2 protein-coding genes are annotated in these 12,401 nt (G+C 57.9%); both read right to left on the bottom strand.

Translation table 11 applies throughout. From position 1 onward, the window contains the following. A partial coding sequence (locus AC1D1F_RS23175; RefSeq protein WP_477700854.1) for a calcium-binding protein occupies positions 1–11,468 on the bottom strand: 11,468 nt, incomplete at its 3' end. After that, a complete protein-coding gene (locus AC1D1F_RS23170; protein ID WP_477678376.1) occupies positions 11,465–12,358 on the bottom strand; it encodes a hypothetical protein in 894 nt (297 codons plus the stop codon). The genes AC1D1F_RS23175 and AC1D1F_RS23170, both read right to left, overlap by 4 nt. Positions 12,359–12,401: the final 43 nt, after the last annotated feature.

Raw genomic sequence — 12,401 nt, 5'->3', positions numbered from 1 at the left:
CTGTCGAAGCGGAGGGTATCGATGTTGCCAACCGTGGTGTCGTATTCGGTAATGAAGTCCGAGCCATCCCCGCGCTTGTACAGGTACACGTCATTGCCGATATTGCCGTTGAGCGTGTCGTTGCCGGCGCCGCCATCGATCACGTCGCCAAGGATCGACCCCATCACGAGATCATCGCCCGCCGTCCCGCTAAACACCGCCATCGCGGCCAGGGCAGAGGTATCCCACACAGTGCCATCGGCAAGCTGGACCTGCTCGATTTTGAAGGCGTTGTTGTTGTTGCCGTCAAACCAGTATCGCAGCGTGATCCGGTCCGAGGTACCGTTGATGTTCAGGTACAGATGATTGTTATCACGGGTTACCCTGATATCCGCAGCAGCCACCGAACTGTCGAAACGCACGGTGTCAACGTTGCCGGTCAGGGAATCGTAATCGCTGATGGTGTCCGAGCCGTCCCCGCGTTTGTAGAGGTAGACGTCGTTGCCAAGACCGCCGTCCAGCAAGTCGTTGCCGCCTTGCCCCTGCAGTATGTCGTCACCTCCGGTGCCCGAGAGAGAGTCGTCTCCCGCCGTGCCGCGAACAATGCTCAAGTCCAGCAAGTCGCTCTGGTTCCATACCGTACCGTCTGCGAACTCGACACGCTCGACCTTGTCGGCATCGCCGTCAAACCAGTTGCTCAGGATGATACGGTCCGTCGTGCCTGTTATGTTCAGGTACAGATTGGCTTGGTCCCGAGTCACATTGATGTCCGCCACCGCCACGGACCCGTCGAAGCGGACCGTGTCGATATTGCCGGCCGACACATCGTGGTCCGTGATGGTGTCCGTGCCGTCGCCCCGTTTGTAGAGGTACACGTCGTTACCGCCTTCTCCGCGAAGCGTGTCGTTTCCGGTCCCACCCTCCATCGTCTCAACATCCGCGGTTCCCCACAGATAATCGTCGCCGCTGGTGCCGGCAAGCACGGCAGCCGCCACCAAGGCTGTCACCTGGGCCTTGTCCCACACCGTGCCGTCGGCAAACTCGATTTGCTCAATCCGGTATCTCTCATCAAAGAACCAGTTCCTGACCGTGATCACATCAGAGCTTCCCTCGATATGCAGATAGAGATGCCAGGCATCACGGGTGACCTTGACATCGCTCGCCAGCACCGCATCGCCGAAGCGAAGGGTGTCGATATTGCCCACGGTGTCATCGGACTCCCCAATGGAGTCCGAGCCGTCCCCACGCTGGTAGAGGTACACGTCGTTGCCTCCATTGCCATAGAGCGCATCGTTGCCGGTGCCACCGTCAAACACGTCGCCAAGCATGGATCCCATCAGGACATCATCACCCGCCGTGCCCGCAAATACCGCCATTGCTGCCAGGGCCGAGGTGCCCCACACCGTGCCGTCGGAAAATTGGACCTGCTCGATCTTGAAGGCATTGTTGTTGCCGGTGTCAAACCAATATTGCAGCGTGATTCGGTCCGAGCTTCCCTTGATATTCAGGTACAGATGAGAGCCGTCGCGGGTCACCTTGACGTCCGACGCCGTCACCGAACTGTCGAAACGTACGGTATCAACGTTACCGGCCAGTGAATCGTATTCGCGGATGGTGTCCGAACCGTCTCCGCGTTTATAGAGGTAGACATCGTTACCTTCGCCTCCGTCCAGCAGGTCGTTGCCGGCTTGCCCGTCAAACACGTCCGCTGCGCTTGTGCCTCCCAGTGTGTCGTCTCCGGCTGTACCCAGGACTGTCGGGGTGACTACGGTTGACACGGCGGCCGCCAAGGCCTGCTGGTCCCACACGGTGCCGTCGGCGAACTCAACCCGCTCCACCTGTTTGAATTGATCGGTATTGTCGGCAAACCAGTTGTTGAATTGCACCTTATCGTCCGTGCCGTTGATGCTCAAAGTCAGTGTGCCGGCTTCATCACGTGTGACCGTGATATCAGCCACTTCTACAGTGCTGTCAAAGCGCAGGGTATCGATACCGCCCGCGGTTTCGTTGAACTCGCCGATCAGGTCCACGCCTGAGCCGCGGCCAAAGAGGTAGACGTCGCTACCCGCGCCGCCAGTCAGGTAGTCATTGCCGGCGCCGCCATCCAACGTGTCGTCGCCGCCGACGCCCATCAGATCGTCGTCACCGTCCAGGCCGTTGATCGTGTCGTCGCCGGACGTGCCCACCAGCTCGTCGCTGCTTTCGCTGGCATCGCCCAACACCACCAGGCTTTCAAGCATGGCGGCGTTCCACACGGTGCCGTCGTAAAACTCGATCTGCTCTATCTGGCTGCTGCCCCCGCCTATGAACCAGCCGCCGAGGGTGATCCTGTCGCTTGTGCCGGCGATGTCCAGGTACAAGTCCTCAACGTTTCGGGTGACCTTGATGTCGGAGGCGGAAATCGTGCCGTCGTAGAAGCGCAAGGTGTCGACATTGCCGCTCGTTTCATCGTAGTCATCGATGCGGTCCGAGCCGTCGCCTCGGCTATACAGGTATACGTCATTGCCGCCCTCATCGTTCAACCAGTCGTCGCCAGTCCCGCTGTCCAGGAGGTCATCGCCCTGCCCGCCGTACAAGGCGTCGTTACCGCTGCCGCCCGCGATGATGTCGTTGCCACCCAGGCCGTACAGCTCGTCGGCGCCGCCCAAGCCCAGCAGGAACTCACCGTCCTCAGTTCCTTCCAGGTAGTCGCTGCCTTCAGAGGGGCCAAACTGGGCCATGGCAGCCAGGTCTTCCTGTTTCCACACCGTACCGTCGGCAAACAGAACACGCTCGACCTGGTAGGCCTCGCTTTCGAACCAGGAACTGAGCTGGATGCGATCCTGGGTGCCGTCTATGCCCAGGAACAGATGCCCATAGGAATCACGCGTGACCCGAACATCGGCCGCTGAAATGCCGCTGTCAAAGCGAATGGCGTCGATGTTGCCCAGGGTCTCGTCATACTCATCGATGATGTCCTGGCCGTCACCACGCTTGAACAGGTAGACGTCATTGCCCGCACCGCCGCTCAGCAAGTCATTGCCGGCCTGGCCGTCAAGGATCTCGAAGGCATCAGAGCCGTTCAGTTCCTCATCCCCTTCGGTTCCGGTGATGAGCGTCGGCAACCTGGCTTCCAGGTCCGCCTTGTTCCACACCGTTCCGTCGGCGAACTCGACCTGTTCCACCGTGTCGGCGCCGTCGGCAAACCAGTTGCTGATCTCGATGCGGTCCGTGCTGCCGTCCATGCTCAGGTAAAGGTTGAGGCCTTCGCGGCTGACCCTGACGTCCGCCACGCTGACGGTGTCGTCAAAGCGGATGGTGTCGACATTGCCGGCCGTTGAATCGTCTTCATTGACCGTATCCAGGCCGTCGCCGCGGCTGAAGAGGTAGACATCGCTGCCGGCCCCGCCTCCCAGCGTGTCGTCGCCCCGGCCGCCTTGCAGCACATCGTCGCCCGCGCCGGCGAGCATGCGATCGGTCACGCTTGTGCCGGTCATGGTGTCGGCATCGGAGGTGCCCGACAGGTCGAAGCCCTGGCCGATAAGGTCCTGCAGGTTCAGCACACTGCCGTCGGCAAACTGGAGATCCAGTACGCTTGAGAAGTTTTCTGCGTCGTTGGGGTCGAAGTTTTCCAGGTGGATGATTTCGCCCTGGCCGGCCAGCTTGATCAGCAGTGAGCCTTCGCCCAGGCCCAAGGTGGCCGCGGCGCTAACACCGCTGCCAAAGCGCACGGCGCCGCCGCCCGGGTCGGTGATGTGCACCTCGCCGCTGCCCGGGTTATAGACATAGATGTCCATGCCCGAATTGCCCGTCATACGGGTATTCGGCCCGGCGATAAAGGTGGTGGAAAAGCCGGGCACGCCATAAAGATCCATGTCACCGGCGCTGCCATCCTTGAGCAAGCCCTGGCTGGTCATTGCGGCCGCGGAAAGCACCGCGCCGCCTGAGGTGAACAAAATGGCCTGCGGCATAGCGCCGGAGTCGGCATACCAGCCGCTGATTCGCAGGCTGTCGCCGCTGCTGCCAATGATCGAGATCAGCAGGTCCACGCCATCGCTCTCGACCTTGAGCTCGCCGGCGGAAGCGACCGCCGCGCGAATGCCCGCCACGTCGGCCGCATCCACGCTCTGCTCGCCCATACCCGAAAAAATCCGCGAGTAGCCAGTGTCAAAGTCCGGCGCGGGCGGCGCCAGGGCGATCAGGTCCAGCAGGGTGCTGACCGAGCCGTCGGCGAATTCAAACTGCTGCGCCACGCTGTTCAGCGCATCGCCGCTGCGCGGCATCAGGATGCGTATGCCTTGGTCCGGTCCCCACAGGATGTCGAGCGTGACGTGCGTGACACCGTCAAGAGGCGCGACAGCCTCCCCCCAGGACAGGGTCAAGTCCGCCAGCACAAGCCCGGGGCCGAAGGTGATGACACTCGCAGAAATCACACTGTCATCCAGCAGCGGCTGCAGCACCGCGAAATCGTTCGCCGTCAGCATGGTGACCGCCAGAGGATGCGAGTCATAGTAGTCGCTGGCCACCAACTCATCTTCCACACGGGTGTACGGCGTTTTGTACAGCACCGTCAAAGGCTCCACATAACTCCACCTCGTGTAGGGGTCCGCCATTGCAATGTCGAACGTCGGCCAATATTCGCTGGGAACGAAGGCTGCGCGCGCATCCTCTATGGAATCGTAATATTTTCCATAGCCTTCACCAAAAACAAGATTGAATTTTCCGCCGTGCTGGTACATCCGCGCCCAATCTCCATATCCCATCGCCTGGTAAATCGCATCGATCACCTCGGATTGACCATGGCTAGCGTTGTCGTTCTCCCAGTCGAAGTCCTGGCCTATGAGATCTATGCCCAGGTTATCGGGATTGACCAGAATTTGGCCACCACCCACCACCGTATCGTGGCCGTCCCCGACCACCATGATGCGCCCATTCTCCAGGTACTGATCGCCAGTACCGGCCATCAGCGTTCCACCGCCTATCAACTGCGCATTACCGGTACCACCATAGGCAAAGCCGGCCCCATAAATGGTGTTGTTGCCGATGCCGCCTATCACGGCTGAGTAGCCGTCGGCCGATACCGTCTGGTCACCGTCGGCCAGTATCGAAGGGCCAAGGTTGTAGGCGAATTGCTGGTGCAGGAAGTCGACCGCAACATAGCCCGGCAGGTTGCCGGCTTGTGCGGCTGGTCCTGGGTCCTGGAAGGTCAACTGATTGGTTGTACCTGTGTAGTAGTCTGTATCGACGTCAACCCGCGTGTAGCCGTTAAGGCTCACCGAACCAGACCCATCGGTCCCGTACTCAGCTTGCCACTCCGATCCAAAGTGGCTGCTGGAGTCTTTTGTCCAGTGCACCGCGCTCCATGCGTTTTGGAAGCTGGAGGAGTAGTTGTAGGCCTGAAGCGTATCGGTGCCGCTGGCAACCACGTTCGTTTGGAAAGTGATCATGGCAGTTGTGTCCGTGGCTCGCTGCGACGGCAGGTCCCCGTCCCATCCCTCAACAGAAACGTAGGAAGACGTGACACCCGAGAGGTTCTTGAAATACTCCGTCCTCTTGCCATAGGTTTTGGAAATGTCCACGGCGTAACTGTCGGCCCGGAACCACGAGCCGTCCACCCGCTGCGTGTACCCGCCGTCGGAGTAACCCCGTGAAATCGAACCAAATGAGCTGGACTGGAAATCCTTGAGCAGGTTTGCCTGCAGTTGGGCCCAATCGGTCTGGCTGGCCGCTACGAGCGCCTCACCCGTGGTGGTGTTGCCCTGCGCGTCCTCAAACACCCACGACGTCTGGGTGGAGGCGTAATAGTCCTTGATGCGCATGGATGCCGAGGTGCCTCGCACCTCGACCACCAGGTCATTGGCGCGGCGCACGGCGGTCAGGTCTTCAAACTTCATGCCCGCGGCACCCAGCTTGATGATGGAGCCTTCGGCGGAGTCATCGACTACGGTATTGCGGTCGGCACCGTAGCCGAGCACATACGTGTCCAACCCGTCACCACCGGCCAGCGTGTCATTGCCGCGGCTGGCGTACAGCAGGTCATCGCCGCCGTCGCCATACACCATGTCGTCGCCGTTACCGCCGCTCAGCACGTCATTGCCGCCACCCGCATGCAGCGTGTCGTTGCCGTTGCCACCACTCAGATTGTCGGTGCCCGCGCCTGAGGTCAGGCTGTCGTTGCCGTCGCCGCCCTGCACGGTGTTGTTGCCGTCTCCGGCTGTGAGCACATCGTTACCTTCACCGCCATTCAGGGCGTCGTTGCCCGAGCCCGAGGTAATGGTGTCATTGCCCCCATCGCCACTCAAGGCATTGTTGCCGTCGCCGGCGGAGAGTGAATCGTTACCTTCACCGCCGTTCAGGGAGTCGTTGCCCGAGCCCGAGGTGATGGTGTCGTTGCCCTCATCGCCACTCAAGGTATTGTTGCCGTCACCGGCGGAGAGTGAATCGTTACCTTCACCGCCGTTCAGGGTATCGTTGCCCGAGCCTGAGGTGATGGTGTCGTTGCCCTCATCGCCGTTCATGGTGTTGTCGCCGTCGCCCGCCGTGAGCTGGTCGGCTCCCGAGCCACCGTCGAGGGTGTTATCCCCGTCTCCGGCTATGAGGGTGTCGTTGCCCTCGCCCCCCTGCAGGTTGTTGTCCATGTCACCCACGGTGATGCTGTCATCGCCCACCCCGCCGTCGAAGGTGTTGTTGCCTTCGGTGTCGATCAGGGTGTCGTCGCCGTCACCACCCATCAGGATGTCGTCGCCGGCGCCGCCTTCGAGGTGGTCGTCGCCCGCCTCTCCATACAGGGTGTCGTCGCCGTCACCGCCGAGCAGGATGTCATCGCCGCCACCGCCGTAGAGCTTGTCCGCGCCTTCACCGCCATCGAGGTAGTCATCGCCGTGAAGTTCAAGGCTGATCTTGCTCTCGAGGGCATCGCCCCAGAGTATGTCGTCGCCTTTACCGCCAAGAATCGTGTCGTCGTTACCGCCACCCTCAGCGTAATCGTCTCCGTCCCCGCCCTCCAGGTAATCCTCCCCGTGAAACTCACCCTCCAGGCGGCTTTCAATGTCATCGCCAAAAAGCTTGTCTTTTCCGCTGCCACCGATCAGGGTGTCGTCCCCACCATCACCCTGCAGCTGGTCATCCCCTTCTCCGCCATCGAGGTAGTCGTCGCCATGGAAATTTCCGGGGATATGGTTATCGTCGCCCTCTTCGCCGGAGTCGTCACCCCATAGAAGGTCATTGCCCGTTCCGCCATATAAGGTATCGCTTTTCCCTCCCCCTACCAACTGGTCGTCGCCGGCGCCTCCATCCAGAAAATCAGTTCCGTGAAACTCTCCGTCCAGCTTGGGCAGCGCGGCGTCGCCCCACAACTGGTCGGCGCCATTGCCGCCCTTCAGGCTGTCGTTTCCACCATTGCCTTCGGCATAGTCGTCGCCATCCCCGGCGTCGATGTAGTCATCTCCGTGGTATTGCCCGGCCAGGTAGTTGGCATTTCCTATCAGGCCGCCTGTGTCCGCATAAATTTCGTCGTTCCCCGCTCCGCCGATCAAGGTATCCGAACCCCCGCCGCCCCACAAGAAGTCGTTGCCTTCTCCGCCATCTACATAGTCGTCACCATGGTATTCACCGGCAAGCTCTGATCCCCCGGCGTCGCCAGACAACATGTCGTCGCCATCTCCGCCATAGAGGGTGTCATTGCCTCCATCGCCCCAGAGATGGTCGTCGCCGCCTTCCCCGTCCAGGTAATCGTCACCATGGTATTGACCGGCGAGCGCTGATTCCGAGGCATCGCCCTGAAGTTCATCGTTTCCATCCCCGCCATAGAGCGTGTCCTTGCCGCCATTGCCCCAAAGATGATCGTCGCCATCTTCTCCGTCGAGGTAATCATTGCCGTGGTATTCGCCAGCTAACTGCGATGCAAAGGCGTCGCCCCACAAAGAATCGTTGCCGGCACCGCCAAACAACGAATCGTCTTTTCCATATCCCAGAATGACGTCATTGCCATCCCCGCCATCCAGAAAGTCGTTACCGTGATCATTAGCCAAAGTAGTGGCATGGCTCCCAGACGCATTGACTCCATCCCCATACAGCGCATCGTCACCCGACCCGCCTTCAATAATGTCATCGCCTGCCAAACCCCAGAGCTGGTCGTTGCCCGCACCGCCTTCAATACGGTCACCGCCGCGGCCGGCAAACACCACGTCGTTGCCGTCGCCAGCGTCAATCACATCGGACGCGTCATCCGATGTTCCGGCCACGCCTACATTGGCCAGCGTCGGGCTCCAACCGTGCGTCCGCACCGTTTGCGGTGCCATCAGGTCCCCGGCACCAAAAATAAAGTCATTGCCGTCGCCGCCGTTCAGCGTGTCGCTGCCCGCACCGCCGATGATCACATCATCGCCAGCGTCGCCGTTGATCTCGTCGTTGCCGGCGCCGCCGTCCAATGCATCATTTCCGCCCTTCCCGCTTATCTTGTCGTTGCCGGTGCTGCCCGCGATCACATCGTTGAAGTCTTCCTCCGCTTCGCCATCGATCACCTGGCCGTCCGCCGCCCACTCGGTGCTCGCGTAGTAGTCAAGGGTGACCCCGTTTTCGACCGTGCTGCCGAGGAAGCGGCCATGTTGGTCGCCGAGGAAAGTTTTGGTGGTTTCACCGATGTCCGTGAGGTTTATGGCCCAGACATTGGAAGTGGCGCTCCGCCCTTCTCCCTGATAACTTACGCTTAGGCTACCCGAGACGTCATTTGCGACGTCACCCTCCTGAACAAGTGCAAAAGACACATCTGTTTGCCCCTCGGCCAAAGTAATAACCGCCCCATCGGCATTAACAACCCTATCGCCCAGAATTACCTTGAATTTGTCAGAAATTCCGACCAGATTCAAAGTGACCGTCTCGCCTGCCTTGGCCGGCATATCCAGGTAAGTGGTAAATTGCCTTCCGCCCCCCTGGAGAATATTTGACAGCTTGCCCAGCAGGCTGGTGATGACGAAACCCAGGTCGGACCAGAGGTTAGATCCCGTTCCATCCGTGACTGCAATTCTCGGATTTGGATCAAGTTTTATTCCTAAATACCCGGCGGAGGTAAAAGCTTGCGACAGATCAAAATTGTTCACCGTGACGGTGTTAGTAATGTCGCCTTGCTTGCTAATAACAAGTTGTTTACCCGTCGTTGACGCGGTGTTGTCAACTACCTGGTATTGAATGATCTGGCCAGAGGAGAGCTCTTCGGCCCACGTACCGTGCACGTTGGCTCTACCACCACTCAGAGAAATTCCGTCGATACTAAGAGTGCCACGACCATCGCTATCGATGATCGTATCTTTGCCGAAATTACCTGAGAATCTATAGGTGTCATAGCCCGTGCCCCCCACCAGGATGTCATTGTCATTGTCACCATTCAGAGTGTCGTCACCTGCGTTCCCTTCGAGGTAGTCGGCTCCACCCTTGCCATAGATGAAGTCATTGCCACCTCCGCCATATATATGGTCATCCTTTCCCGCACCCGAAAGTTCCTCGGCATCGCTTCCCCCAAAAATAACCCGTTTGGCTTCAAGCACGGCTTGGGCGCTAGCATTGGTATTGGCCACACTAAATAGGGTTGAGGTGGCGGCATCGCTGTAGGCGACGGCTTGGAAAATACCTGGACTGCGAAGTTCCTCAAGATTACCGGTGTTACGAACGACGCTCCATCTGAGCATATCTGCCCGGTCGGAATACCAGTCCGTTGTGAAGGTGCTGAGGCCTGCGGCTTTCTGAGATGGTGACAGTTGCGCATCGGCTTCCCAAGACTGCGCTAAGCTTTCGTTGGCCTGCTTGAGTTTGGCAATCGCGGTGGCATCGGTGGTTTGGAGGACAAAAGGACTCAGCGCGTTGAGGGCAAGAAAGCTTGCAAAATTAGTCTGCGCATCAGTCACCTGGCTAATAGGAACAATGGTGGCTTTTCCAAGCAGCGCTTGATATGTTGAGGTGTCCGTAATCGCCTTAAGTTTTTCATAAAACTTGGTTCTTCCGCTATAGCCAGTTGGACCAGTTGTCAGCGCCCACGTATTGCCTTCCAGGCTCCCTTTGAGCCTTTCGCTGTCTTTCCATCCCATGCCCAACATGTCAGCTAAGGCGTTAACAACTCTTTCCAAAGTGTCGCCATCGGCCTTGCCCTGATTGTTTGTACCGACATTACTAATAAAACCGGTTTCCACTTTGGCGTTACTAGCGGAGTTAAAGACATTTTTTAACGTCGCGTCATCGAGGCTGGGGGCCATTTGAGCCAGCGTGTTCTGCACGTTCAATGAATCGACAAGCAAGACCAGGCTGTGGGTGTCGCCAAAGTCGTTGGCAGAAAAGTTGGGCACCAGAAGCTTGACGCCATTGGCAAATGAGCTTTCGCTATAAACGGCTGCGGCAGCGCTACCGCGAAGGAGCGGTTGGTCTTCAATCCATATCGGTTTACTAATACCCAAATGGCGTTGAGAATTGGACACCATGGATGGGGTGGTGGCACCATACAAATCAAATACGTTGGCCCGGTTGTCCGTGGTCCGGGAGAGGCCGCCAAAGGCCTTACGTACTGCATCTTCGTCACCATAACTCGAGGTTTTTTCACCGGCTTTGAGCACGGCCAACTGATAGTCCAGGCCAATGGCTTCAATGTTGTCCAGTGTCACGCCAACAGCATTCTTGCCGTCCCCACTGGACAGGTTGGTTACCCGCGCAGCTTCAAAAGCGATGTCTCTACTGCGCTGCAGGGCCTTGACCAGAAGCGCGGCCTCACCATAGCCAGCTGTATTTGGAGACAGCTGTGTGGTCAGTGTCTTCGCCTGCAACAAAGCTGAATCGATGACCTCGAGCGTTACCACGCCATTCACATAGCTGACAATGCTTTTGTAGGAATCGTAGAAATCTCGCACGGATGCGTCGGTGAACAGGTCGGCGTTACTGCCAGTGCTACGGCGTTGGTCGAAAGCACTGATGACTGAGCCAAGACTGATACTGTTATTAAGGAGGCCTACTCCGGCGCCATTGAATGTGTAGATAGACGTCGCGGCATTGGGGTATAGGAGATCAAAGGCTGTCGCCAAATGGCCACCGAGGGAATAACCGGTGACAGTCAAGGTCTGCTGCAGATTGATCTTGTTGCCGTCGAGCAGCCCATCAACCCAGCTCTGCATGTCCGATATTTGTCCGAAGGCCCAGCCAAAGGGGCGTATCTCCATCCCGTTGGTAGCCTGGTTGTCCCGCGCCCCGTCGTCTATGAATTCCGTGGAGCGGAAGCTCAGGACGAGTTCGTTCGTCCGGGTGTTCTTGAAGAGGGTTCCGCTGAAACCTGTGCTGGTGTTTGATTTATGGTCCACCACCGTCCAGCCGTCTTCGATGAACTGATCGGCTTGGGTTGCCGTGAATTTGCTTGAGCGGTTGTTGCCGTATATGAGCTGACCTTTCACACCCTCAGGACTTGGAAGATCGAAAAAAGCCTCGGCTGCCATTTGCAGGTTTGCATATTTCAGATATGTAGTGATATCGCCGCTCATTTTTTCGCTCCTTGTGCTGGCTTAATAACTCGGTCAAAAAAATAGAAGGTTTTCTCGTCTAATTTTGGGCAACTGTTTTGACGCGCGTAAGACCATGGCGACCTCCCCCCAGTCTTATCACCTAGAGCCCTATCAAACATATACCCGACGCGCTCTGCAATAACTTCATTTGTTTGTAGATCAACGATCTTTTGAGAACTGCCTGCGATCCAACTATCCCGGTCTGTCGGGGTGGAGATGTCATCCCATGTAATTCCGTAGCGTGCAGTGCGAACAGGCACTGAAATTTTTGAAAGAGGAACGACGCCACCGCCATTACGGGTAATACGTTCGCTGACGTCTTTCCCCATAACCGTTGTGTACCGATAGAAGCCGGTGTCGTTTTCGTTCGCCACCTCTACAAACTTGTAGGTCACTATTTGCTCAGAAGGGACTATGTGACCAATAATGGTTGGAATCTTCGACCGTCCACGAATGAACAGCCTCAAATAGTCCTCGCCATTACCTACATAGCCATAGGGGTCATCTAGCTTGAACTGGTCTTCATAGTTGACTGCCTCAGTTCGAAGTTTCATTACGAAAATACCCTCTACATCGTCTACCGTCCGGATAATTTTCTCGCCGGATGTTTTGCATCGCTCTTCAAACAAGGCCTGTGCCTTGGCAAGCCGCTGTTTGTAGTCATCCATCGCCACCTGTTGCTGGTGGTTTTCCTGGCTGGCTTTGTACAACGGTATGGCAATCACAAACGCCACGGCCAACACCGCTAGCAGCTTTCCCCACCACCTCTTGGGTAGCCAAAGCGCCAGCCCGATGCTGGTTAAGGCAAACAATACAAAACCGATGCCTGCTGCTTGCAGCAATTCTTTAGTTAACCAGTAATCACGCATTTCTTCTCCCAGGACACACTAGCAAGGGCCCTATGTTGATCTC

Source organism: Polaromonas sp. P1_H6 (genome assembly GCF_056405195.1).
Note: the sequence above shows the minus strand (reverse complement) of the source record. Positions and strands in the feature narration are given on the sequence as shown.

Coding starts and splice junctions, on each gene's coding strand:
- AC1D1F_RS23170 (WP_477678376.1), bottom strand. CDS start 12,358: ATGCGTGATTACTGGTTAACTAAAGAATTGCTGCAAGCAGCAGGCATC.